Raw genomic sequence first — 23,178 nt, 5'->3', positions numbered from 1 at the left:
ATCTATGTTAGAGGGTAGTGGCTGAAAACGTGGCTCGGATTTGCACTGAAATTTCAATTCCAAGAACTGCGAGATAGTTTATCCCAGGCCCGGCCGGCATAATATCGCGCCATTTTTTTCCAGGAGACATCGTTGTCTGCAAATGTTAATTTGCGGGCCAGGGTACTTGCGCTGTCGCCGGAAAATATTGCAATTCGCCTAATCATATAGGGATTGTTTTCACTACCGAACCAGCCGGGTCGGGTGGTACAGGCAAGGTTGTATCCGGTCTTTTCGGCCGCAGTTACCGAATCGGCGTTAAATCTGCCAAACGGATAAGCCAAGCTGGTTACTTGGGTAGATAACAGGTCTTCGAGTACGCTTTTCGCCTTTGAAAGTTCAGCTTGCTGTTGATTTAAGCTAAGTATTGAAAGATCGGGATGCGAACATGTGTGTGAAGCAATTTCCATCCCTGCGGTATGCATTTCAAGTAGACGTTCCGAATTCAGCATTCGGGTTTGCATGGATGGCTTGCCCAGCCAGTGCGCATGGCCGCTTATACAGTCGGTCGCGATAAACCAAGTGGCTTTCATTTCGTGTTCCAATAGTGGTAAAAAAGCACCGAGATAATTATCGTCATACCCATCGTCGAAAGTTAGAACAACGCTCTTTTCTGGTAGATTTTCGACATTTCGCAGATCCTTAAACAGTGCGGTTTTCCAGCCCGCTTGCTTCAAATACCCTAAATGTTTGGCAAATAAGTCGGCGCGGATCGAGTAATGGGAATCGGGCTGGCTGTCGGGAGTGCCGTGATACATCAAAACGATGGGGCTGCGGTATTGGCTCATGGCTTTTTCTGCTTGGATAAGGTTTGCAATGGCATTGGTGGAAGTGTATTGCATATAAGCAAGAATTTCAGGGAAAAATTGTCGGCAGCTGTTTGGCTTCGATGTCGGAGATTCTTAAAAGATGGTTTGTGGTATGCGGAGGCGCCCTTAAAAGATACGGTGGTATCCGAAAGTAAATTTTTAATAACCAAGTTATTTACTCGGGATTTAAATAAGACTAAAATAGTCCTAAATGAAAAGAGAGAGTAATGTTACGGCTAAGTAAGTTAACGGACTATGCGACGGTGATCTTGAGCTATATGGCCCAGGACAGGAGTCGCGTACATGGCGCTCTGGAAATCGCCGAGGCGACAGGCATCGCGCAGCCTACGGTCAGCAAAATATTGAAAATATTACTCAAGGCCGGTGTGTTGAGCTCCATGCGTGGTGCTAAGGGCGGTTATGCATTGGCAAGAGAGCCTAGCCGAATTACCGTGGCAACCGTAATTAGTGCTTTGGAAGGGCCGATTGCTCTGACTGAATGCACTGTGTCGCACAAGAGTTGCGACCAAGCCAGCGGTTGCCGGATTCAAGGCAATTGGCATTTGATCAACCAAAAGATCGCCAATGCACTCGAATCGGTGACCTTAGCCGATCTGATTTTGCCGTTTAAGCCGCCGGAAGAAGTCTCGATTCCGGTTAACCAGTTGTTTCGCTAATTATTGAAAAGATTATGTCTACAAGCGCACAAGAAATTGAACATCTCATCAGTCAGGAATACAAACAAGGCTTTGTGACCGAACTGGAAGTCGATACGTTTCCGCCAGGCTTGGACGAAGACGTGATTCGCCGGCTTTCCAAAGTCAAAAACGAGCCGGAGTTTATGCTGGAGTATCGCCTCAAAGCTTTCCGGCATTGGCAGAGCATGCCATCGCCGGACTGGGCGCAACTTAAAATTGATCCGATCGATTACCAAGCTATCAGTTACTACTCGGCGCCAAAATCAAAAAAAGCCGGTCCGAAAAGCCTTGACGAAGTCGATCCGGAGTTGCTGGATACCTATAAAAAGCTGGGCATCCCGCTCGACGAACAAGAGCGTCTGGCTGGCATTGCGGTGGATGCGGTGTTCGATAGCGTTTCTGTCGCCACCACCTTTAAAGGCAAGCTAAAGGATGCCGGGGTGATCTTTTGTCCGATTTCCGAAGCCTTGCAGGAATATCCCGATTTGGTGAAGCAATATCTCGGGACGGTGGTTCCGCCTGGAGACAATTTTTTCGCGGCTTTGAATTCTGCGGTATTTACCGACGGCTCCTTTGTTTATATCCCTGCGGGCGTTCGTTGCCCGATGGAGTTATCGACCTATTTTCGGATCAACGCCGCCAACACCGGTCAATTCGAACGCACCTTGATCATTGCCGACGCCGGTTCGCACGTTTCGTATCTGGAAGGCTGCACCGCGCCAATGCGCGACGAAAACCAGTTGCATGCGGCGGTAGTAGAGCTGGTAGCCTTGGACAATGCCCAGATCAAATACTCCACCGTGCAGAACTGGTATCCAGGCGACAAGGACGGCAAGGGCGGCATCTATAACTTCGTCACCAAGCGCGCCGAGTGTCGCGGCCACAATTCCAAAGTGTCTTGGACCCAAGTCGAAACCGGCTCCGCGATTACCTGGAAATACCCAAGCTGCGTGTTGCTGGGCGACGATTCGGTGGGCGAGTTTTACTCAGTGGCCTTGACCAACAACCTGCAACAAGCTGACACCGGCACCAAGATGATCCACATCGGCAAAAACACCCGCAGCACCATTGTGTCCAAGGGTATTTCCGCCGGTCGGGCGCAAAACACTTATCGCGGTTTGGTGAAAGTGGCTAAATCCGCTGAAAATGCCCGTAACCATACCCAGTGCGATTCGCTGTTAGTGGGTGATAAATGCGGCGCGCATACCTTTCCCTATGTGGAAGTGAAACAGCCGACCGCGCAGATTGAGCATGAGGCGACCACGTCTAAGATCAGCGAAGATCAATTGTTCTTTTGCCAGCAACGCGGATTATCTGCCGAAGATGCGGTGTCGATGATTGTGAATGGGTTTTGTAAGGAAGTGTTTAAGGAGTTGCCGATGGAGTTTGCTGTGGAGGCGCAGGCGTTGTTGGGGATTAGTCTTGAGGGGGCTGTGGGTTAAAAGGGGTTTTTCTCGTTCCCAAGCTCCGGCTTGGGAAAGCGATCTTGAAAGCTCTAGCTTGCATTGCTGTTTGAGGTGTCGCTGTCGCGACGGGTTTTTTATAAGTCGGGTCTCGGCCCGACAGCCGAGATACTTTCTTTTGCTTGGCAAAAAGAAAGTATCCAAAGAAAAGGCCACCCGGAATTCCGCCTTAATCCTGCGCTTCTTGCTTTTGGCGAGGGTTTTCGGAAGGGCCATCCTTGGCCCTCCGAAAACGAGCGGCATCCCTGCCGCTCCCCTGCGGGCCAATCTCGCCAAAAGCTGCGATGCTCGGGGCGGAATAACGGGAAGAACCCCGTCGCGGGATTGATAGTGGTTAGATTATTTTGTTTGTGTTGGATGTGGGATGGAGTTTTAAGATGCTGCCGACGATATGAGGCGCATCGTTCGCGACAGATGCGCTTCACTCCGTTCAGCACATCCTACGTATTTTGATTTTTTAGCATGGATAGCTTCGGCGGCGGATGGTTTTGGTCCTGTATGCCGCGCCGAGCACCGGAGCTTTTGAACGGAATAGCCCGTAGGGGTGCCGCATGGATGCGGCGCGTTGCCGAAGGGGCAGGAAGCCCCTTTCGGCAACCCCGTTCAAAAGCGAGGAGCGCAGGGGATAAGCGGCATCCGGGTCGCCTTTTCTTTGGATACTTTCTTTTGGCGACGCAAAAGAAAGTATCTCGGTTGTCGGGCCGAGACCCGACATTAAAAAAACCGTCGCGTCAGCGACACAAATTAAAGGTTTAAATGCTGGGTTTCACTTCGTTCTACCCAGCCTACATTTTAAAAACTTAGGTAAAAAACGTATGCTCAGCATAAAAAATCTCCACGTAACCATCAACGACAAACCTATATTAAAAGGCCTAACCCTGGACATTAACCCAGGCGAAGTCCATGCCATCATGGGTCCCAACGGCGCCGGCAAGAGTACCTTATCGCATGTGTTGTCCGGCAAAGCCGGTTACACGGTCACCGAAGGCAGTGTGACCTATAACGGCAAAGACTTGCTGGAATTGGCGCCGGAAATCCGCGCCCGCGAAGGCGTTTTTCTGGCCTTCCAATATCCGGTGGAAATCCCCGGCGTCAGCAATATCTATCTTTTAAAAGCCGCGCTGAATGCGATGCGTAAACATCAAGGCCTGCCGGAAGTGGATGCGATGGATTTCCTGACCATTGTGAAAAGCAAGGTCAAGTTGTTGCAAATGGACGAGAAGTTTTTATATCGGGCGGTTAACGAAGGTTTTTCCGGCGGCGAGAAGAAGCGTAACGAGATTTTGCAGGCAGCGATACTGGAACCCAAGCTTTGCATCCTCGACGAGACCGATTCCGGTTTGGACATTGATGCCTTGCGTATCGTCTCCGAAGGCGTGAATTCCTTGCGTAACGCCGAGCGTTCTTTCTTGATGATTACCCACTATCAACGCTTATTGGACTACATCAAGCCTGACGTGGTGCATGTGTTGGCCGACGGAAAGATCGTCAAATCCGGCGGGCCGGAACTGGCATTGGAGTTGGAAGAACGCGGTTATAGCTGGCTGGAAGGGCAAGCGGCATGAGCGGCGCAGCGTATTTAACAGAATATTCTGGCTTGGCGGCGAGTCTGCCGGGGCTTGACTTGCCTTGGCTGCAAGGCTTTAGAAAGCAGGCCTTGCAGGTGTTTGGCGTCAGTGGCTTTCCTGGCAATCGCGAGGAAGAGTGGCGTTACACCAATTTGTCGGCGCTAAACAAAACCTTGTTTGCACCCAGCGCTAGCCAGATTGTCGATGAGGACTGGTTGAATCAATACCGGTTGGACGATGCCGCGAGTGTGGTGTTGGTCAACGGTCAGTTTTCCGCGTCGCTGTCACGCCTGCAGGACTTGTCAGGCCAGGTGTCTGTTTCCAGTCTGAAACAGGCTCTGCAAGACCGTCCGGCCTGGTTGGAAAGTCGTTTGGGACAAGCTGTTTCCAGTTCCGAACACAATTTGGTGGCGTTCAATAATGCCTGGTTTGCCGATGGTGTGGTGATCGAAGTGGCGGCCAAGCAGCAATTGGAAAAGCCTCTGCAGATTCTCCAGGTGGTTACCCAAGCCGATGCGCTGGCAGCAACCCGGAATTTGTTTGTCCTGGATGAGCAAGCCGAAGCGGAAGTGATAGAAACCTATATTGGCAGCGTCGATAGCTATTTCACTGCCTCGGTCAATGAATGTCTGTTGGGCAACAATGCGGGTTTGACGCTGTATAAAGTGCAGCTTGAAGCGGAAAAAGCTCAGCATTTTGGCGGTACCTACGTAAAACAGTCGCGAGATAGTCGCTTTAACCATCACAATTTTGCCTTGGGCAGCGGGCTGGCGCGCAGCGATATTCATAGTGATCTGGATACTGCCGCGGAATGTTCTCTCAACGGTTTGTTTGTAGCCAGCAAACGCCAACATATCGACAATCACACCCGCATCAACCATCTTAAACCGCACGGCATTAGTCGCGAGTTTTACAAAGGTGTGCTGGATAACAAGGCGCGCGGAGTGTTTCAAGGCCGGGTGGTCGTGGCAGAGGACGCTCAGCAAACCGATTCGGAAATGAATAACCGCAACCTGCTGTTATCGGCGGACGCGGAAGTAGACACCAAACCGCAGTTGGAGATTTATGCCGACGATGTGAAATGTTCGCACGGCGTCACGGTGGGGCAGTTGGAGGAAAAGTCGGTGTTTTATCTGCAATCGCGCGGTCTTGATGAAGAGGCGGCCAGAAACATTCTGACTTTTGCGTTTGCCAATGAGATGGTGGATAAGGTCGAGAACGCCGAATTAAAGGCTTTGCTGCTGAAAGAGTTGTTGGAGCGGTTTCCGGCGATCAGTTTATAAGATCGAAGCGATTGAGACTTCAAGCTCCGGTAAGGCCGCTAGTTTGATGCTATCAGCCTTGGTCAGTACGGATTTATCCAGATAATCGCCGTCCTGCGGTTGCCGATACACTTCCAGGCAATTGTCGATCAGGTTGACGATCCAGTATTCGGTAATACCGTGGGTAGCATAGAGCCGCAGTTTTTGGGTGCGGTCGAAGCGCAGGGTACTGTCTGAGACTTCGACCAGTAGCAAGACGTCAGCAGCGGCAGGGTGACGGGTAGTGTAATCATCGGCATCGGGTTTGACTAAAGTCAAATCCGGCTCCGGTTCCGATAGGTCGCCAAGTTGGATTGGGCTTTGGACGCGGACGTTTACACCTTCATTCCATAAACGGGCAAAAATACGATTTAAACGATTAACGTGACCAGCATGATTGAATCCTATCGGCGCCATAGTGAGAATTTCTCCTTCAATCAGTTCCAGTCGGCTTTCGGGCGGAAAAATCCCGGCCTCGCCCATGCGATGCCATTCGGCGATGTCGGTGAGGTGTTTTTGCGGAAAGACGGCGACCATAGTTTTATCCCATTAGCGAATCGACTGGCTCGATTCTAGTGTTTAGTAAAAACGAAATCAATTAAACCAAATAGTTAGCGATGAGCATATTTCCAGTAGAACAAATCCGCGCCGATTTTCCTATCCTCGGCGAAACCATTCGTAACAAGCCTTTGGTTTATTTGGATAACGCCGCCAGCTGTCAGAAGCCGCAAGCGGTGATCGACAGTATCGTGTACACCTATAGCCACGAATACGCCAACATCCATCGTGGCGTGCACACTTTGAGCGTGCGGGCTACGGACAAGTTTGAAGGTGCTCGGGAAAAGGTCAGGGCGTTTATCAACGCCGCCAGCACTAAAGAGATCATTTTCGTGCGCGGTGCCACCGAAGCGATCAATCTGGTGGCGCAGAGTTACGGTAAGTCGCAGCTTAAACACGGCGACGAAATTGTCATTAGCGCCATGGAGCATCACGCGAATATCGTGCCTTGGCAAATGCTTTGCCAGCAAATGGGTGCGGTATTGAAAGTGGCGCCGATGAATCAGCAAGGCGAGTTGTTGTTCGACGAGTTTGAGCAGTTGTTGAATGCCAAAACCAAGCTAGTGGCCATCACCCAAATGTCGAACGCGCTAGGTACGATCAACCCGGTGGAAAAAATTATTGCTGCTGCCCACGCTAAAGGCATTCCGGTATTGCTGGACGGTGCGCAGGCGATTCCGCATATGGCGGTGGATGTACAAGCCTTGGATTGCGACTTTTATGTGTTCTCCGGTCACAAGCTGTATGGGCCATCGGGCACCGGTGTGCTGTATGGCAAGCAGGCATTACTGGAAGCCATGCCGCCGTATCAGGGCGGCGGCGACATGATACGGCAGGTCACTTTCGAAAAAACCGAATACGCCGGCCTGCCGCATAAGTTCGAAGCCGGCACCCCGGCCATTGCTGAAATCATCGGCTTGGGCGCGGCAATCGATTACGTCACTGCCATCGGCATGGATAACATCGCAGCGTATGAAGCCGAGTTGTTGGATTACGCCACCCAGCAAGCCGAGCAGATCAAAGGCCTCAACATCATCGGGCAAGCGGCGCATAAGGGCGGCATTTTGTCGTTCACGCTAGATCGGATTCATCCGCACGATATCGGCACCATGCTGGATAGTTTGGGTATCGCGATTCGGGCCGGCCACCACTGTGCGATGCCGGTGATGGACTTTTACGGCGTACCGGCCACGGCGCGGGCTTCGTTTGCCATGTACAATACCCGCCAAGAAATCGATGTGTTGATGCAAGGCATCAAATCCCTAATAGAGGTATTCGGCTAATGTTTGAAGATTTACGCGATCTATATCAAGAGGTCATATTCGACCACAACCGCAATCCCCGCAATTTTCGGGTGATGGACAATGCCAATCGCCAAGTGGAAGGCTTTAATCCCTTGTGCGGCGATAGGCTGACTTTGTTTTTGAAAATAGATGATCACGTCATCAGCGATGCCAGTTTTCAGGGCTCTGGTTGCGCGATTTCCACGGCGTCGGTGTCTTTAATGACCGAAATCGTCAAAGGTAAAACGGAAGCTGAAGCCGATACCTTGTTCAAGCAGTTTCATGAAATGACTACCGGAAAAACCGAAGATATTAATCTGGAAGCGATTGGTAAATTGGCGGTTTTAGCGGGTGTGCGCGAGTATCCGGCGCGAGTGAAATGTGCGACGCTGGCTTGGCACACTTTAGATGCTGCCTTAAAAAACGAAGCCCAGTCTATTTCTACCGAGTAACTTATACTGCGTGACGAGTTTGTCGGAACAAGGCGTGGTGGTCTATGCCGATGACGCGTTATTTGCCCCCAGTCAGGCGCTAGCCGAGCGTTTGGGCTGGCCCTTGCTGGCTTTGCCAGCGCTATCCGCAGAATCCCCGCAAGCGTTTTTCCTTTGTTACCGGGATGCTTGTCTGAAGTTATTGGATAAACAGACCCTGAAAAAAGGCGGTTTGGCTGTCGATGTCGATCCGCGTCCCGGCGAGCAACACTCCTATCCAGCCCCCAAAAAAGACTTGTTAGCCCAGGCGATCGGCAAGAAAACTAAAACAGTCGTCGATGCAACGACGGGCTGGGCACAGGACAGCTTGGCTTTGTTTCGCATGGGTTATGACGTGCAATGCATTGAGCGATCGCCGGTAATGGCCGAATTGATTCGAGATGGCTTTCAGCGTTTGGCGCAAAAAGACTGGGTGCAGAGCCGGCAATTGCAAAGGCCTGCTCTGATGGTGGGTAACGCAATTGAGCTGTTGGCCCGTTTGCCTGATGCGCCGGATTGCATTTACCTGGACCCCATGTTTCCTCCCAAACGTAAGCAAACCGCAGCGACGCGCAAATCAATGGCTATCCTCCGCGAAATTTTAGGCGACGACCTGGACAGGGCCGATCTGTTTGCGGCTGCATGGCAGGCGACGGGTAAGCGGGTTGTAGTCAAAAGCCCGGATTATGCGGAGCCGCTGGGCGGCAAGCCAAGCGAAAGCTATCAGGGCAAATTGCTCCGATACGACGTTTATCTAAAATGAAATTGCAGACGAAACTTAAACCCAAACGAGGCAAGCATGAGCGATTGGATTGATGTAGTGACCGAATCGGCACTGGCAAATGGCGAACATGTACTGGTTGATATCGACGGTACCGATGTGGCAATTTTTAAAATCGATGATCAACTTTATGCAATCGAAGACGTGTGCACCCATGACGGTGCTGAAATCGCTAGCGGCGAGCTGGATGGCGATGAAATTGTCTGTCCGCGTCACGGGGCGCGGTTTTGCGTTAAAACCGGCGCCGTCAGATGCGCGCCGGCTTATGAAGATGTCGCCACCTTTCCGGTACGGATCGTCGACGGCAGAATTCAAGTAGCCGATCCAAATTGACCTGCGCAAGATAAACGGCGAAAAATCCCAGTCGGCGTTAGAATCGCCGATCATTTGCTTAAACCGTACCCACTTTTCGCATAATCATGGAACATTTGATCTGGAATATTGACCCCATTCTCGTCGATTTCGGCTTTCTGAAAATTCGCTGGTACGGCTTGATGTTCGCATCCGGCTTTGTCGGCAGTTTTTTGACCATGCAATGGATTTATCAGCGCGAAGGTAAAAATATCGAAGAGCTTGATACGCTGCTTTGGTATATGGTGATCGCTACCATCGTCGGCGCGCGTCTGGGGCATACCTTGCTTTACGATCCTGCCTATTATTTATCGCACCCTTTAAAAATTCTGGCAGTCTGGGAAGGTGGATTAGCGAGTCACGGCGCGACGCTAGGTATCATTTTGGCCTTATATCTATATCGGCGCAAATACGGCGATAGCTATTTTTGGTTGTTGGATAGAGTCAGTATTCCGACTGCCTTGGCCGGCGCCCTAATCCGCGTCGGGAATTTCTTTAATTCCGAGATTCTTGGGGTGCCCTCCGAGCAACCGTGGGCCGTGGTGTTTTCTCGGATCGATCCACTGCCGCGTCACCCCGTACAGCTTTATGAAGCGGCTTGTTACCTGTTGATATATATGGTTTCCCTGGCGATTTATAAAAAACAAGCCGACAAGCCAGGCTTTGTGTTCGGTTGTTTCATTAGCATGCTGTTCACTGTGCGTTTTTTCCTGGAATACTTCAAAACCGAGCAAGCCATGTACGATACCGGTGTGATGTTTACCACCGGCCAGTTGCTTAGCGTGCCGTTTGTGTTGGCGGGCATTGCTTGCATCGTCTGGTCTTTAAAAAACCGTCAGCCCAACCCGGTGGCGTAATCGTTTATAATCCACGGTTTTTTGAATGCGCCGGGCATAGGTCGGCGTCTCGTGCCCCGTGTGGGTATTGGCTTGGGTTTTGAGGTTCATGCAAGAAATTAATCCGATTAAATACAAGATAGCCGACCTGCGCGAGCGCAGTGCGGGCCTGAAAAGCTATCTTGATTTCGACAGCAAAAGTGAGCGCCTGGTGGAATTACTGCGCGAGTTGGAAGATCCGGCGATCTGGAATAAGCCGGAGCAAGCACAAGCCATGGGTAAGGAACGGGCCATGTTGGAAGGCATCGTCAACACTATCCTGGAATTGGAACAAGGTTTGTCCGACGCCGAAGAGTTGCTGTTGATGGCGGTGGAAGAAAACGACGAAGAAACCGTCGATACCGTCGCTGCCGATCTGGAACAATACGAAAAGCAAGTGGCCGGTCTGGAGTTTCAACGGATGTTCTCCGGTGAGATGGACGCCAACAACGCCTTCCTGGATGTTCAGTCCGGTTCCGGTGGTACCGAGGCGCAGGATTGGGCATCAATGATCGAACGGATGTATCTGCGTTGGGGCGAAGCGAAAGGCTTTAAAACCGAATTAATCGAGGAATCGCCGGGCGATGTGGCCGGGATCAAGAGTGCAACTATCAAATTCGAAGGTCCGTATGCCTTTGGTTGGCTGCGTACCGAAACCGGGGTGCATCGTTTGGTCAGAAAGTCGCCATTCGATTCCGGCAACCGCCGTCACACTTCTTTTGCCTCTGTGTTCGTCTCACCGGAAATCGATGACGACATCGAAGTGGATATTAACCCTGCGGATTTGCGCATCGACGTTTACCGGGCCAGCGGCGCCGGCGGCCAGCACGTCAACCGGACCGAATCGGCGGTGCGGATTACCCACGGTCCCAGCGGTATTGTGACCCAATGTCAAAGCGATAGGTCGCAGCATAAAAACAAAGACACGGCGATGAAGCAGTTGAAAGCCAAGCTGTATGAGATGGAAATGCTGAAACGCAGCGAAGGCTTGCAAGCGATTGAAGACTCCAAATCCGACATCGGCTGGGGCAGCCAGATTCGTTCCTACGTGCTGGATCAATCCCGCATTAAAGACCTGCGCACCAACGTGGAAACCGGGAATACCCAGGCGGTATTGGATGGGGCGCTGGATCAGTTTATTGAGGCTAGTTTGAAGAGCGGGTTGTAAAAGTGCCAACTTACTTTATCCATTTTCTCAGAATTACCAATTTTAAAAGTATCGATTCCTTGGTGTTGGAAAATGTCCAGCCGTTTTCGGTATTTGCTGGTGCGAATGGTTGTGGAAAAAGTAATTTTTTTGATGCTTTAAACTTTATCAGTTTGTTTGTTCGAAATGGTATTCATGATGCGCTGAGGAAATACGGTGGTTATGAGCATGTCCATTCACAAAAGCGTCGTAAATCAAAGGCTCGTAGATTTGATTTTGAAATTGATGTTAGTCTGGAAGATCATGGGCATACAAGTCGATTTAAATATTTATTGAGTATTGATGGCTTTGATAAAAATCCATCAATTTCGGAAAGTCTGTATTTAAATAATACACCTCTATTTAAGCGAATTAGGAGTGACTTCCCTGTAGTAATTCAAAATTATAAAAACGGCGAAGCCGAATTAATAGCAGTTGAGGGAAGTTATGGTGCTTTGGAAGTAAAAAATTTTCCTGTTGATTATTCGGCGTTGCTTTTGTTTTCCGAAACACCTATAGGCCTTTTTCTTAAAAACATACGTCTCTATAGAATCGATCCGATTAGATCAAAAGAACCAAATAGTTCTGATCAAGATCCTTCTAATTTGAATAGCAAGGGCGATAATCTTGCAAGTGTCTTGGGACGTCTGGAAGGAGACGAGAATTTTCGCGGTATTATTCTGGAGTGGATGGAAACCCTGGTTCCGGGTATAGAAAAGATTAATACTGAAAGGCAAAAACTGGATAGTAAAACCGCTATTTTATTCAAAGAGCTAGGTACTAGACGGCTATTTCCGGCAAATATGGTTTCGGACGGAACTATTTATGTATTGTGTTTGCTGGTGGCTGTATTGGATAGCCCTGAATATGGTTTGACTTTAATTGAAGAGCCGGAAAGAGGTTTGCACCCCAAAGCTATTAACGAGTTGGTGGGTTTGATCCGGGAATATAGTCGGCCTGGGTCGGCAATTTGGATGTCGACACATAGCGAAGCCGTCGTGCGAGCCTTGCAGCTCAAGGAATTATGGTTGGTCGATAAACAGGAAGGCAAAACCCGAATGAGAAATGCCGTCGAGCAAGGATTGACGGACGAAGATTTAGCGCCGTTGGGATTAGATAAGGCTTGGCTATCTAATTTGCTCGATGGAGGATTACCTTGGTAACGGTTGGATTCGTTGTTGAGGGTGCTTCTGATAAAAAACTTGTTGAAAGTCAGTCTTTCAGGGACTGGTTGATTCAAGATTATCAATTGCAAGTTATCGATCAGGTTGTCGATGTAGGAGGCAACGGGAACCTTTGCGCTCGAAACATCGCATTCTATGTCAATTTGTTTAAAAAGCAGCATAACCCAGATAAGGTCGTTGTTATTGCCGATTTAGACCCGGAGAAATGCGCTCCATGTATTACCAAACGAAAAGAAATTATCGGTAGCGAAAATATCGATTTGGTGATTATTGCCCGTAAAGCAATGGAGTCTTGGTTTTTAGCTGATACCGACGCAATGAAAAGCTGGACTAAGCGAGGTTCGTTTTTCGAGGAATATCCGGAGAAAACGCTTTCTATGCCTTGGGATAGATTAAAGGAAATTGGATTGCAAACTATTGGTCGTGGTCCCGGAAGCAGCAAAATTGCTTTTGCTGATAAATTTATCAAACATCATAGATTCAGCGTAGTAAAAGCTGCTCAGCATCCTAATTGTCCTAGTGCTAGGTATTTTGTAGAGAAATTGGAGCTATTGGGCTAATCGGATTTTTTATTAAGCATTAGAAATTTACTAAGAAAACATGTCAGAACTCGAACACGACGAACAAGAACAGATCAAACAACGCCGCGAAAAACTTAACGCTCTGCGCGAAGAAGGTATCGCATTTCCGACCGATTTTCGGCGGAATGTGGTGGCCGGCGAACTACTGGCCGAATACGGCGACAAAACCGAGGAAGAGCTGCTGGCCGAGCCGATTCGAGTGAAGATAGCCGGGCGAATGATGACGCGTCGTATCATGGGTAAGGCCAGTTTCTGTCACTTGCAGGATATGTCTGGTCAGATTCAGGTTTACGTCGCGCGCGACAATCTGCCGGAAGGCGTATACAACGATCAGTTCAAGAAATGGGATATTGGTGACATTGTCGGAGCCGAAGGTACTTTGTTTAAAACCAAGGTCGGCGAACTGAGCGTTAGGCTGGACGATATTCGCTTGCTGACCAAAGCCCTGCGGCCCTTGCCGGAAAAGTTTCATGGCATTGCCGATCAGGAGATCAAATATCGTCAGCGCTATTTGGACTTGATCATGAGCGACGAGACGCGCAAGACTTTCCTAATGCGATCAAAAATCGTCAATTACATCCGCGAATTTTTGATTGCCCGCGACTTCATGGAAGTGGAAACACCGATGATGCAAGTCATCCCCGGTGGCGCGACCGCTCGGCCGTTTACTACTTTTCACAATGCGTTGGATATGGAACTGTATTTGCGCATTGCTCCTGAACTGTATCTGAAACGTCTGGTGGTCGGCGGTTTCGAACGGGTGTTCGAGATCAACCGTAACTTCCGCAACGAAGGTTTGTCCACTCGGCATAATCCCGAGTTCACGATGATGGAGTTCTACCAAGCGTACGCCGAATACGGCGACTTGATGGATTTGACCGAAGCGATGTTGAAAGGCATCGCCGAAGATGTGGTCGGCAATAGCGTTATCGAATATCAAGGCGATCAATACGATTTCGGTAAGCCGTTCGCGCGGATGACAGTGTTGGAATCCATCCTGCATTTCAATCCGGAATTGACTTTGGTTGATTTGACGACTCGCGAAGCGGCGGTCAAGGTCGCCGAGAAATTGAAAATTCCGGTTAAAGACAGTTATGGTTTGGGCAAGGTACAAATCGAAATTTTTGAAAAAACCGTCGAACACCGCTTGATGAACCCGACTTTCATTACCGCCTATCCGGTGGAAGTATCGCCGCTGGCGCGCCGTAACGACAATGATCCGCATGTCACCGATCGTTTTGAGTTTTTCGTCGGCGGCCGCGAGATTGCCAACGGTTTTACCGAGTTAAATGATGCCGAGGACCAAGCCGAACGCTTCCAGAAACAGGTGGAAGAAAAAGAGGCCGGCGACAATGAAGCCATGCATTTCGATGCCGATTATATCACCGCGCTGGAACACGGCATGCCGCCGACTGCCGGCGAAGGTATCGGTATCGACCGTTTGGTGATGTTGTTCACCAATTCGCCGAGCATCCGCGATGTGTTGTTGTTTCCGCATATGCGCCCCAAAAACTGATAATGCAAGCAGACGTTTGTTCTGCGTTATTGCTATTGACGATTGCTGCTTAAGTAGTAATCGTCTCAGGACCTAAGAGAAAATTATGAGCGTTGAAGCCAAACAATTTAAAAATGCCCTCAAGTTGTGGGCCAGCGGCGTGACCGTGGTTACCACTCGGGGTCGCGACAATCAGCTTAGAGGTATGACCGCGACTGCGTTTAGTAGCGTGTCTCTGGAGCCGCCGCAAATTCTGGTATGTCTAAATCAAGCGACCGATACCGGTGCTGCCTTATTGGAAAGCCGCCATTTCGCGGTGAATATTCTCAACAGCGGGCAAGAAAGCGTTTCCAACCAATTCGCGGGCAGTATTACCCAAGAGCAGCGTTTTGCCAGCGTTGCCTGGCAAGCAGGGGAAAGCGGCGCGCCGATTTTGACCGAAGCCCTGGCTGCACTGGAGTGCCGGGTTGTGCAACAAATTCAGGCCGGGAGTCATTGGGTGATCATTGCTGAAGTCGATAGCGTGGTTTGCCGGGAAGGCGACCCTTTGCTGTATTACAATTCAGCTTATCGTTCGGTCGCGGCGCAAGATTAAGTCAAAACATTCCGGCAAGAGTTTGTTGCGTCAATATTGTCGACAATTGTCGTGTTTGCTACAAATATCCTAGTTTTTGTGGGTGAATAGATGCGGCTTTTTAGATGCGTTTTTTGTAACTCTATGAACTGCAAGCGAATTAGCTGGCTTTGGAAAATGGCAGTTATTTTGCATAGATAACTTTGGATTTTATCCATCCTTCAGAGTTATCACGGAGTTATCAATGTCAATTAAGGTCATCAAAGAATTTTCTGAAAAAGCCAAGGGCGACGAGGGGCTGAAAGAAAAGTTGAAAGCCTGCGTCAAAATTAAGGAAATGCTGTTATTGGCTAAGGAAAACGGGTTTGAAATCGAGGAAGATGAACTGTACCCACCTAACGAACCGCAATTCGTTGAAGAACAGCTTTCAGAAAAACTTGCTAAAGCTTTACTAAGAGTTTAGCGACTGAAATTGCCATCCTGCCGCCCGGCAGGATGGTAGCCCGTTGGTTGTATTGTTTAAAACGGCTAGCCGGTAAATTTAAAAATCCACTCGACAACGGTAAACTACAGGTTTGCTGCTATCGAGGATTTTTAAAGCATGTTTAACGCGATCGACAGACCCCAATTAATGGGGATACTCAATGTCACCCCCGATAGTTTTTCCGATGGCGGTAAATTTACCGGCTTGGCGGCGGCGATAGCGCAAGCCGAAAAAATGATAGCCGAGGGTGCGGATATTATCGATGTCGGCGGCGAATCGACTCGGCCGGGCTCGGATCCTATATCCGCTGATGAGCAAATCCGCCGGGTTGTTCCGGCAATAACAGCGATCAGGTCTATCGGCTCTACTGTCAAAATCAGCATTGATACTACTTCAAGCCAAGTGGCGGCGGCCGCTTTGGACGCCGGAGCAGGTATCATCAACGATGTCTCAGCCGGGCAGGGCGATCCCAATATGTTGGCTTTCGCGGCTTCGGCCCAGGTTCCCATAATCCTGATGCATATGCAGGGTACTCCCAAAACCATGCAGGATCAGCCGCACTACGAAAATGTGCTCGCCGATGTGATTGCCGCATTGCAACAACGTATCGCTGAAGCTTTAGTGGCCGGCGTATTAGCCGAAAATATTGCGATAGACCCCGGCATTGGTTTTGGCAAAGGTAAGCAAGACAATATTGATCTTTTAGCGCATTTGCGTACATTTGTCGATTTGGGTTACCCGGTGTTACTTGGTACCAGCCGCAAGCGCTTCATGGGCAGCATTTGCAATGTCGGCGAGCCAGCGGAATTGGTCACTGCGACGGCCGTGACCACCGCGTTGGGAGTGATGTCCGGCGTGCAGATGTTTCGGGTACACGATGTTAAAGCCAACCGCCAGGCGGCGGATGTGGCCTGGGCGATCAAACAAGCGCAGTGACGGTTTTACATCCTCGCCTGCAAGCTTTAGAACGGCAACTGCATCCCTCGCCGTTGACCAGGGTCGTAGACACTGCGTTGAGCAGTCGCGGGCTGGCGTTGTGGATCAAGCGCGACGACATGCTGCATCCGATTATATCCGGCAATAAGTGGCGCAAACTGAAATATATTCTCAACGACGCGTTATACAGCGGGGCCGATACCATTGTCAGCATGGGCGGGGCCTATTCCAATCATTTACACGCTCTGGCTTTTGTGGGGCGGGAATTGGGTCTGAAAACGGTCGGCTATATTCGAGGTGAGCGCCCTGCTCAACTTAATCCCACGCTTAGTGACTTAATCGATTGGAATATGGAGTCGCGTTTTGTATCGCGTAGTGACTTCCGGCAATTGCGAGAGTATACACAACACGAGAGCTTTCCTGAGCTGCGGCAAGGTCAGTATTGGTTGCCGGAAGGCGGCGCCACTGAGTTAGCCTTGCGGGGCGTTGCCGAGTTGCTTGATGAAATTGAACTGGAATTTGATACATTGGCCGTGGCCTGCGGTACCGGTACGACCTTGACGGGTCTGGTGGCCGCTGCGCCGCCTGCCAGCCAAGTACTGGGTGTAGCGGCTTTGAAGGGCGGCGACTTTCTGGCCGACGATGTTAAGCAAATGCTGGATACCCGGGGTATCACCGCTTACGCGGACTGGAGGATTTTATTGGATTACCATGGCGGCGGCTTCGGCAAAACTTCGTCCGCATTGCTAGGGTTTATTCGGGACTTTCAGAATCGGCATGACGTGGAGTTGGAGCCAATCTACACGGGCAAACTGATGTTTGCGATTTATGAGCTGATCCAGCAAGACTATTTTCCGGCAGGGCAGCGGATAGTGGCTATCCATACCGGCGGTTTGCAAGGCAAGCGAAAATAGTATTCACAGTCGTTTTACCGGTTAAAAATCAGATAGATATTGAGTCGTAACTCAAAATAGTGATAATAGCCATTGCCTAAAAATAACAAAAAAGGTGGCATTGTGGTGGCGCAGATCATTTCATTTCCCGAGCAGAAAAGCGGCAATAAGCTGGCGGTATCCTTCCGCTTTTTACTAAGTTTGTATGCGATTGTGCCTTTGTGTTTGCTGGTACTTTGGTTGGACAGGTTCGGTTTCAATTACGCGCTTCGAGATATGCTGCCCAGCAGCCCGACCCATTTTTTGTTGTTTCAAATTCTGTTCGGTACGCCGCATATCGTTGCCAGCAATCTATTACTGGTCAGTCAAAATGAGTATCTGCAAGCCTTTAAAAGCAAATTGATCCTGATGACCTTGGTCATCATTGCGTTTTTTGGCATCGGCAGTTTGTTTATCCCTTACCGCGTGCTTTACATCATTACTGCCTGTTGGACGGTTTACCACGTTTTGAAGCAGCAGCACGGCATTGCGAAGGCGGTTTGCCGTTTGCCGAGTTGGGCGTTTTATTTGCAGTTATGGCTTAGCGTCAGCGCCGGAATTTTTATTTATATGGGGATATTTCTAAAAAATAGCCTGGAGCCGGACCAAGCCGCGTTGGTGTTACAAGTGGCTAGTGCGTTAACGATGGCATTAGCGATCAGCACGTTAATTTGTCAGCGCATTGTTCCGAGCCGTTTCGGCCAATATTTTCTGTGGGCCAATACCTTGCTGGTGGTGAGCAGTTGGTATGTTTACAGCGAGCAATATTATTTTCTGGCCATCCTGATGCCGCGTTTGGTGCATGACATTACGGCCTACAGTTTTTACGTCAGCCACGACGTCAACCGCCACGGCGAACAGCCGCAGAATAATTTGTTTAGAGCGGCCACGGCCTTTAGATTACCGGTCTGGCTGGTATTGCCTTTACTATCTTTCCTGTTGACCTATTTATTGCAGGCCTATGGTGACGATTTGGTCAATCTGTTGCTGCAGACTTTGTTTGCCACTCAAATTTACAAAGCCGTAACCCTAGGTTTTCTCGGCTACTTGGCCCTGATGCATTACTACACCGAAGCCTTCGTCTGGGCTGCGGGTTCGCCGCTAAGACGCTATATTCGCTTTAGCGGCATCTAATCGGCTTAGTGTGGTAGCGTGTAACCCACTTTAATCGTCACTTGCCAATGCGCGACTCTGCCGCCGTCTATATGGCCGCGGGTTTCGATTACTTCAAACCAGCGCATGTTTTGGATGGTCTCGCCGGCTTTGGCCACGGCGTTTTCGATGGCTTGCTGGATGCCTAGGCTGGATGAGCCGGTCAGTTCGACTTTTTGATAGACATGTTCAGGCATGATGTTTACTCCGGTGGCTGGTTGAATAGGGCTTGGTAGGCGCGCGCCGCCGCTTCCGGTTCATGGTCGAAAACGCCGCCTATCACCGCCAGTAAGTCTGCGCCCGCCGTCAGTAACTGTCCACCGTTTTCCGGCAGAATGCCGCCGATAGCGACAATGGGGACGGTTATCGATTGTTTTGCGCGTTCCAGACTGATAATTTCGGCCGGCGCAGCCAGCGGTTTGGTGCCGGACGGGAAGAAGCGGCCGAAAGCCACATAATCCGCACCCGCTACGGCCATGGCCCGGGCTTTTTCAACATCGTTATAACAAGATACACCGATGATAGCGTTCGGACCCAGCTTACGCCGAGCCGCGGAAATTTCGCCGTCGTCGCGGCCCAGATGTACGCCGTCTGCGCCGACCGTCAATGCCAGCTCGATGCTATCGTTAATTAATAGCGGAGCATCGTAGGTGTGGCAGATTTCCAATAACAGGCTCGCTAATTGCGAAGCATTCACCGGGTTTTTATCGCGGTATTGAATCACTCTTGCGCCGCCGCGCAAGGCAGCTTCCACGTCTTTTACGACTTGGTTGATCGTTTTGTTTTCCGGTTGGGTGATGGCGTACAAGCCACGGCGCGGAAATTTCATGCTTCCACCCAAAATAACCGGTCCGGATTGTATTGGCCTTGTCCGGGGCGGTAAGCGGCGGCCAGCGACTGCCAGGTAAACTCCTGGGCTTCGCTGACGGCGGTAAACACGTCCAGGCCTTGAGCAAGCAGGGCTGCGCTGGCGCTGGCCAATGTGCAGCCAGAGCCGTGATAGCTGTGTGGCAGACGCTCCCAGTTAAAGGTTTCATGCAGACCGTCAGGCATGTACAAACGGTTATGCACCAGCTCCGAGCTTTCGTGGGTGCCGGTGATCAGCACGTATTCGGCACCCTTGCCTCGCAATAAACGGCCGCAGTCGCCAAGATCGCTTTGCCCTGATAGGCTGCGGGCTTCTTCGCTGTTGGGTGTTAATAAGGTGGTCAACGGCAGTAGTTGCTCGACGATCACGTCTATCAATTGCTGGTTGGCTAATTCCGTGCCGCCACCGGCCGCTAGAACCGGGTCCAGTACTACCGGTATAGCCGGATGTTGCCGCAAAATTTGCGCAATCGCTTCGGCTACGCCGGCATCGCCGATTAGGCCGATTTTGAACGCGGAGACTTTAACGTCGGCCAACAGCGTTTGCGCCTGGCTGAGAATGTCTTCCGGCCGTTGCGGAAGCAGCTTCTTCACGTTACGGCTGTCTTGTTCGGTTAAGGCAGTAATCACGCTTGCCGCATGGCATTGATGGCCGATGATGGTTTCGATGTCGGCTTGCACGCCGGCACCGCCGCTGGGATCGTGACCGGAAAAACACAGTACCACCGGGCGGTTGCGGCTCATAGGTCATCTCCGGCCAGTAATTTCAGAAATTCCTGCTCAGTAATAACAGTCACGCCTTTTTCTCGCGCAGTAGTGATTTTGTTGGCGCCGACATTGTCGCCGGCTACTAGATAGTCGGTTTTCGCCGATACCGAGCTACCGACTTTAGCGCCTTTGGCTTTGGCCTGTTTACTCAAGTCGTCGCGGCTACCGCTGTGCAAGGTGCCGGTGAATACCAGCGTGTTGCCTGCTAATGGATGGGCGTTGTCGGTGGCCTGGTTTTGTGTTGGTGTCAGAATAAAACCCAGCCCGATCAGAATATCGAACAAGGGTTTGATTTTGGCAAAGCCTTCCGTGATCACCGCTGCGGTTTTTTCCGCAAAGCCTTCGATGGCGACGATGTCGGCTTCGCTGAGGTTGAAAATATCCGGCAAGGCATAATGTGCTAGCAGCCGTTCGCAATTGCCCAGCCCCATTCGAAACACCCCAAACGCCGCCAGAAAGCGCCAGTCTTCAATGGCTTCGTTACGGCTGCGCACCAATTGATCGACCAGGTTTTGCGATTGCTTGGGGCCGAAGCCCATGCTTTCGAATTGTTCCGCGGTCAATGCGTAAATTTCGTCTACCCTGCGGATGCCGTATTCGTAAAGCTTTTTGATCGTCGCGGCCCCGAAGCCGTCGTTGTTTTTCAGCACTCGGAAGAAATGCTCCATGCTGTTACTGATTTGCGCCGGACATTCCAAGTTATTCGGACAGATCAGATAGTCGTTGTCCCAAATTAATTCGTGCCCGCAGCTCGGGCAGGTGCTAGGTATTTCCGGTTCGGCGGGACGCAGAACTTCCTCGATTTTGGGTATTACTTCGCCGGAGCGAGCTAAGCGGATCAGCGCGCCGGGGCCTATACCTTTTTCAACCACCATTTTGTAATGATGGGCGGTTGCTCTGGATAGCAAGGCGCCGCTAAGACGGACCGGTTCCAGTTCGGCAACCGGGGTGATGCGGCCGGAGCGCGAGGTTTGCGGCGTGACTCCGATGACGGTGACTTCGGCAGTTTCCAGGTTCTCCTTATAAGCCAGCTGCCAGCGGTGATGGTGGCGGGTGGCGCCCATCGCTTGCTTGAGTTGCTCGTCGACGATTTCCAGAATGACGCCGTCGACGTCGTAATCCAACTTATGCCAGATGTCTTTGACGATGGTTTCGAAGCTATCGATCAGGTCCTGCCAGATGCCGGTCCAGCAGGGCAGTATCGCAAACGGATAAAATACTGCGGCATGATCGGCGATGGCGCGTTCGGCGTGCTCGTCCAATTCCTTTTCTTTGATGACGCTGGCCTGGAAATTACGGGCATTGTCGAAAAACTCTGCCAGATTCTCGTCGAAATAACTGCGGCTGACCACGATTTCGCCGGCACCCAAGCCGCGTGGGCCCTGATTCGCGACTTGCAAGCCGCGTTCGAATACGCGGGTAATATCGGTGCCTTTGCGACCGTCGCCACGGGTATACAGCATCTGTCCATCGTCGTAGGCGGCGTAGCCATCCAGCTTGGGCGTGACCTTAAAGATCAGCTCGGCGAAGTTTTTGTCCAGATCGATAGCGGCTTTTTCGATACGGCCGGCCCAGCGTTCCACTTCTTCGCGGTTGTAGGCTTTATCGGTGGACAGCATGATGGTCGGCAGATCGACCGTTTTGCCGGCGAATGCAGGTTCCGGTTCGACGGTATCCAGCAGCGGATGCTCGGGCTGGCGTTTTTTTAACTCCGCCAAATACACAAAATCGTAATCGGCATCGCTGATGATCGGTTCGCCGCCGCGATATAAGGCGTTGGCTATTTGCAGGAATGCGATTAATTCGCTATCGGTTGCGGTATTCAGCAAATCCGCTTGTTCGCATAATTCGCAAAAACGTTGCTCGCCAATAGCGTTCGGATCGAGGGTGGTTTGCAAAAGAATGGTTTTTTGACTGTCGGTAAGCATGCAGGATAGATGAGTCTGGTCGGGCGGCGATTATAGGATAATACCGCAAAAAAAAGGCGGGAGAGAAACTCGCCCGCCGAAGCATCTATCTTTCAAGAGGATCATGTCAACGGTAGGAAAGCGCGTGACATGGGCTTAATATAAAGTTTTTTGCCGAACGGGCGTTGATCTGGGTCAATGTTTATCGGGTTTTTATGCGGGCGTTTTCGCAAGACTATTGGCAACGGATTTGCAAGACTTACATAAGCCGTGAATTTCGATGGTTTTACGTTGCGGCATAAAGCCGGCCTCGCTCAATTCGCCGGCAAGCGCGCTTAGCACCAACGGCGCCGACCTTTCTTCCACGGTATTGCAGGCGGTGCAGATCAATAACAACTGATCGTGCTGGGTGCCGGAACAGTGGCAACCCACGAAGGCATTTAAACTTTCCACGCGATGAATCAAACCCTGTTCCAGTAGAAAGTCCAAAGCCCTGTAGACCGTGGAGGGCTTTGCGGCATCGTTCACCGGTCTGATTTGATCGAGCAAGTCGTACGCTTTAACCGCCTTGTGGCTATTCCAGATCAGCTCCAAAATCTTATGTCGAATGGGGGTTAGCTGCACGCCGCGTGACAAGCATAGCTGTTCGGCTACACTTATGGCCTTATGTATGCATATGCTATGGTCGTGCTCAGGTTCCGGGAGGAGTGCTGTGTCGGTCATTTTAGAAAGGGTGATTAGGTTCATTCATTTCGGAAGCTCGGTAAGTTATAGTGCCAGCATAAACAAGCCATTTCAATTTGTATTGTTGAATCCCCAATATACAGGTTTTTAGTGGTTAGTCGGGCGCCATAGTATGGTTGTTTGGTAGTCCTGGATGGATTTTAGCGAAGCGGCTATAAGCATTTTCGAGGCA

Annotated in this window: 25 protein-coding genes; 18 read left to right on the top strand and 7 right to left on the bottom strand. The window is 50.6% G+C overall.

Annotation, left to right across the window (positions count from 1 at the left end; genetic code table 11):
* Positions 1-53 precede the first annotated feature (53 nt).
* Positions 54-827, bottom strand: a complete 774-nt coding sequence (locus ACH50O_RS10000) for a polysaccharide deacetylase family protein (protein WP_446811872.1) — start codon at positions 825-827, stop codon at positions 54-56.
* 248 nt (positions 828-1,075) lie between these two features.
* Between ACH50O_RS10000 and ACH50O_RS09995 the strand changes: the two genes are divergently transcribed.
* The 4 genes from ACH50O_RS09995 (at position 1,076) to sufD (ending at position 5,860) form a co-directional block, all read left to right on the top strand.
* Positions 1,076-1,525 (top strand): SUF system Fe-S cluster assembly regulator, encoded by a 450-nt coding sequence (locus ACH50O_RS09995; protein ID WP_446811871.1) that lies wholly within the window; start codon positions 1,076-1,078, stop codon positions 1,523-1,525.
* 14 nt (positions 1,526-1,539) lie between these two features.
* Positions 1,540-2,988: a Fe-S cluster assembly protein SufB gene (gene sufB / locus ACH50O_RS09990; protein WP_446811870.1), complete on the top strand. Its 1,449-nt coding sequence runs from the start codon at positions 1,540-1,542 to the stop codon at positions 2,986-2,988.
* A gap of 836 nt (positions 2,989-3,824) precedes the next feature.
* On the top strand, positions 3,825-4,574 hold the full coding sequence (sufC, locus tag ACH50O_RS09985) for a Fe-S cluster assembly ATPase SufC (protein WP_036277688.1): 750 nt from the start codon (positions 3,825-3,827) through the stop codon (positions 4,572-4,574).
* The gene (sufD, locus tag ACH50O_RS09980) at positions 4,571-5,860 is read left to right on the top strand and encodes a Fe-S cluster assembly protein SufD (RefSeq protein ID WP_446811869.1); all 1,290 of its coding nucleotides are present in this window, start codon (positions 4,571-4,573) and stop codon (positions 5,858-5,860) included. The genes sufC and sufD overlap by 4 nt, the downstream gene beginning before the upstream one ends.
* Here the strand turns inward: sufD and ACH50O_RS09975 are convergent.
* Positions 5,855-6,415: a Uma2 family endonuclease gene (locus ACH50O_RS09975; protein WP_446811868.1), complete on the bottom strand. Its 561-nt coding sequence runs from the start codon at positions 6,413-6,415 to the stop codon at positions 5,855-5,857. The genes sufD and ACH50O_RS09975 overlap by 6 nt on opposite strands.
* Before the next feature lie 80 nt (positions 6,416-6,495).
* Here ACH50O_RS09975 and ACH50O_RS09970 point away from each other — a divergent pair, with 80 nt between their 5' ends.
* The 14 genes from ACH50O_RS09970 (at position 6,496) to ACH50O_RS09905 (ending at position 18,702) form a co-directional block, all read left to right on the top strand.
* Positions 6,496-7,719, top strand: a complete 1,224-nt coding sequence (locus ACH50O_RS09970) for a SufS family cysteine desulfurase (RefSeq protein WP_446811867.1) — start codon at positions 6,496-6,498, stop codon at positions 7,717-7,719.
* Entirely contained in the window at positions 7,719-8,171 is a 453-nt protein-coding gene (gene sufU / locus ACH50O_RS09965; RefSeq protein ID WP_256606217.1) for a Fe-S cluster assembly sulfur transfer protein SufU, read from the top strand. The genes ACH50O_RS09970 and sufU overlap by 1 nt, the downstream gene beginning before the upstream one ends.
* 19 nt (positions 8,172-8,190) lie before the next feature.
* On the top strand, positions 8,191-8,952 hold the full coding sequence (locus ACH50O_RS09960) for a class I SAM-dependent methyltransferase (RefSeq protein WP_446812134.1): 762 nt from the start codon (positions 8,191-8,193) through the stop codon (positions 8,950-8,952).
* A gap of 36 nt (positions 8,953-8,988) precedes the next feature.
* Entirely contained in the window at positions 8,989-9,303 is a 315-nt protein-coding gene (locus ACH50O_RS09955; protein WP_446811866.1) for a non-heme iron oxygenase ferredoxin subunit, read from the top strand.
* A gap of 86 nt (positions 9,304-9,389) precedes the next feature.
* Positions 9,390-10,178 carry a prolipoprotein diacylglyceryl transferase gene (gene lgt / locus ACH50O_RS09950; RefSeq protein ID WP_446811865.1) on the top strand — a complete coding sequence of 263 codons (789 nt, stop codon included), beginning with the start codon at positions 9,390-9,392 and terminating at the stop codon, positions 10,176-10,178.
* 88 nt (positions 10,179-10,266) lie between these two features.
* A complete protein-coding gene (gene prfB / locus ACH50O_RS09945; protein WP_446811864.1) occupies positions 10,267-11,364 on the top strand; it encodes a peptide chain release factor 2 in 1,098 nt (365 codons plus the stop codon).
* A gap of 2 nt (positions 11,365-11,366) precedes the next feature.
* Positions 11,367-12,545, top strand: coding sequence for an AAA family ATPase (locus tag ACH50O_RS09940; protein ID WP_446811863.1), 1,179 nt, complete (start codon positions 11,367-11,369; stop codon positions 12,543-12,545).
* Positions 12,539-13,126 carry a DUF4276 family protein gene (locus ACH50O_RS09935; protein WP_446811862.1) on the top strand — a complete coding sequence of 196 codons (588 nt, stop codon included), beginning with the start codon at positions 12,539-12,541 and terminating at the stop codon, positions 13,124-13,126. Before ACH50O_RS09940 ends, ACH50O_RS09935 begins: the two co-directional genes overlap by 7 nt.
* A 40-nt stretch (positions 13,127-13,166) precedes the next feature.
* Positions 13,167-14,663 (top strand): lysine--tRNA ligase, encoded by a 1,497-nt coding sequence (gene lysS / locus ACH50O_RS09930; protein ID WP_446811861.1) that lies wholly within the window; start codon positions 13,167-13,169, stop codon positions 14,661-14,663.
* A gap of 85 nt (positions 14,664-14,748) precedes the next feature.
* Positions 14,749-15,237: a flavin reductase family protein gene (locus ACH50O_RS09925; protein ID WP_446811860.1), complete on the top strand. Its 489-nt coding sequence runs from the start codon at positions 14,749-14,751 to the stop codon at positions 15,235-15,237.
* A gap of 223 nt (positions 15,238-15,460) precedes the next feature.
* A complete protein-coding gene (locus ACH50O_RS09920; protein ID WP_446811859.1) occupies positions 15,461-15,679 on the top strand; it encodes a Nif11-like leader peptide family natural product precursor in 219 nt (72 codons plus the stop codon).
* 138 nt (positions 15,680-15,817) lie between these two features.
* Entirely contained in the window at positions 15,818-16,636 is an 819-nt protein-coding gene (folP, locus tag ACH50O_RS09915) for a dihydropteroate synthase (protein ID WP_446811858.1), read from the top strand.
* Complete coding sequence (locus ACH50O_RS09910; protein ID WP_446811857.1) at positions 16,633-17,550, top strand: 1-aminocyclopropane-1-carboxylate deaminase/D-cysteine desulfhydrase; 918 nt, start codon at positions 16,633-16,635, stop codon at positions 17,548-17,550. Before folP ends, ACH50O_RS09910 begins: the two co-directional genes overlap by 4 nt.
* A gap of 102 nt (positions 17,551-17,652) precedes the next feature.
* The gene (locus tag ACH50O_RS09905; RefSeq protein ID WP_446812133.1) at positions 17,653-18,702 is read left to right on the top strand and encodes a hypothetical protein; all 1,050 of its coding nucleotides are present in this window, start codon (positions 17,653-17,655) and stop codon (positions 18,700-18,702) included.
* Between the two features lie 5 nt (positions 18,703-18,707).
* Here ACH50O_RS09905 and ACH50O_RS09900 read toward each other — a convergent pair whose 3' ends face one another.
* The 5 genes from ACH50O_RS09900 to ACH50O_RS09880 all read right to left on the bottom strand — a co-directional run bounded on the left by ACH50O_RS09900 (position 18,708) and on the right by ACH50O_RS09880 (position 23,009).
* Positions 18,708-18,917, bottom strand: a complete 210-nt coding sequence (locus ACH50O_RS09900) for a dodecin (protein ID WP_446811856.1) — start codon at positions 18,915-18,917, stop codon at positions 18,708-18,710.
* Positions 18,918-18,922: 5 nt separating this feature from the next.
* Positions 18,923-19,549 (bottom strand): thiamine phosphate synthase, encoded by a 627-nt coding sequence (gene thiE, locus ACH50O_RS09895; protein ID WP_446811855.1) that lies wholly within the window; start codon positions 19,547-19,549, stop codon positions 18,923-18,925.
* Positions 19,546-20,331: a bifunctional hydroxymethylpyrimidine kinase/phosphomethylpyrimidine kinase gene (thiD, locus tag ACH50O_RS09890; RefSeq protein WP_446811854.1), complete on the bottom strand. Its 786-nt coding sequence runs from the start codon at positions 20,329-20,331 to the stop codon at positions 19,546-19,548. The genes thiE and thiD overlap by 4 nt, the downstream gene beginning before the upstream one ends.
* Positions 20,328-22,283 (bottom strand): BRCT domain-containing protein, encoded by a 1,956-nt coding sequence (locus ACH50O_RS09885; RefSeq protein ID WP_446811853.1) that lies wholly within the window; start codon positions 22,281-22,283, stop codon positions 20,328-20,330. The genes thiD and ACH50O_RS09885 overlap by 4 nt, the downstream gene beginning before the upstream one ends.
* Positions 22,284-22,475: 192 nt before the next feature.
* Positions 22,476-23,009, bottom strand: coding sequence for a transcriptional repressor (locus ACH50O_RS09880; protein WP_446811852.1), 534 nt, complete (start codon positions 23,007-23,009; stop codon positions 22,476-22,478).
* Positions 23,010-23,178 lie beyond the last annotated feature (169 nt).

The sequence above is a fragment of the Methylomonas sp. 2BW1-5-20 genome (genome assembly GCF_052474515.1).
Note: the sequence above shows the minus strand (reverse complement) of the source record. Positions and strands in the feature narration are given on the sequence as shown.

Coding starts and splice junctions, on each gene's coding strand:
- ACH50O_RS10000 (WP_446811872.1), bottom strand. CDS start 827: ATGAGCCAATACCGCAGCCCCATCGTTTTGATGTATCACGGCACTCCC.
- ACH50O_RS09995 (WP_446811871.1), top strand. CDS start 1,076: ATGTTACGGCTAAGTAAGTTAACGGACTATGCGACGGTGATCTTGAGC.
- sufB (WP_446811870.1), top strand. CDS start 1,540: ATGTCTACAAGCGCACAAGAAATTGAACATCTCATCAGTCAGGAATAC.
- sufC (WP_036277688.1), top strand. CDS start 3,825: ATGCTCAGCATAAAAAATCTCCACGTAACCATCAACGACAAACCTATA.
- sufD (WP_446811869.1), top strand. CDS start 4,571: ATGAGCGGCGCAGCGTATTTAACAGAATATTCTGGCTTGGCGGCGAGT.
- ACH50O_RS09975 (WP_446811868.1), bottom strand. CDS start 6,415: ATGGTCGCCGTCTTTCCGCAAAAACACCTCACCGACATCGCCGAATGG.
- ACH50O_RS09970 (WP_446811867.1), top strand. CDS start 6,496: ATGAGCATATTTCCAGTAGAACAAATCCGCGCCGATTTTCCTATCCTC.
- sufU (WP_256606217.1), top strand. CDS start 7,719: ATGTTTGAAGATTTACGCGATCTATATCAAGAGGTCATATTCGACCAC.
- ACH50O_RS09955 (WP_446811866.1), top strand. CDS start 8,989: ATGAGCGATTGGATTGATGTAGTGACCGAATCGGCACTGGCAAATGGC.
- lgt (WP_446811865.1), top strand. CDS start 9,390: ATGGAACATTTGATCTGGAATATTGACCCCATTCTCGTCGATTTCGGC.
- prfB (WP_446811864.1), top strand. CDS start 10,267: ATGCAAGAAATTAATCCGATTAAATACAAGATAGCCGACCTGCGCGAG.
- lysS (WP_446811861.1), top strand. CDS start 13,167: ATGTCAGAACTCGAACACGACGAACAAGAACAGATCAAACAACGCCGC.
- ACH50O_RS09925 (WP_446811860.1), top strand. CDS start 14,749: ATGAGCGTTGAAGCCAAACAATTTAAAAATGCCCTCAAGTTGTGGGCC.
- ACH50O_RS09920 (WP_446811859.1), top strand. CDS start 15,461: ATGTCAATTAAGGTCATCAAAGAATTTTCTGAAAAAGCCAAGGGCGAC.
- folP (WP_446811858.1), top strand. CDS start 15,818: ATGTTTAACGCGATCGACAGACCCCAATTAATGGGGATACTCAATGTC.
- ACH50O_RS09900 (WP_446811856.1), bottom strand. CDS start 18,917: ATGCCTGAACATGTCTATCAAAAAGTCGAACTGACCGGCTCATCCAGC.
- thiE (WP_446811855.1), bottom strand. CDS start 19,549: ATGAAATTTCCGCGCCGTGGCTTGTACGCCATCACCCAACCGGAAAAC.
- thiD (WP_446811854.1), bottom strand. CDS start 20,331: ATGAGCCGCAACCGCCCGGTGGTACTGTGTTTTTCCGGTCACGATCCC.
- ACH50O_RS09885 (WP_446811853.1), bottom strand. CDS start 22,283: ATGCTTACCGACAGTCAAAAAACCATTCTTTTGCAAACCACCCTCGAT.
- ACH50O_RS09880 (WP_446811852.1), bottom strand. CDS start 23,009: ATGAACCTAATCACCCTTTCTAAAATGACCGACACAGCACTCCTCCCG.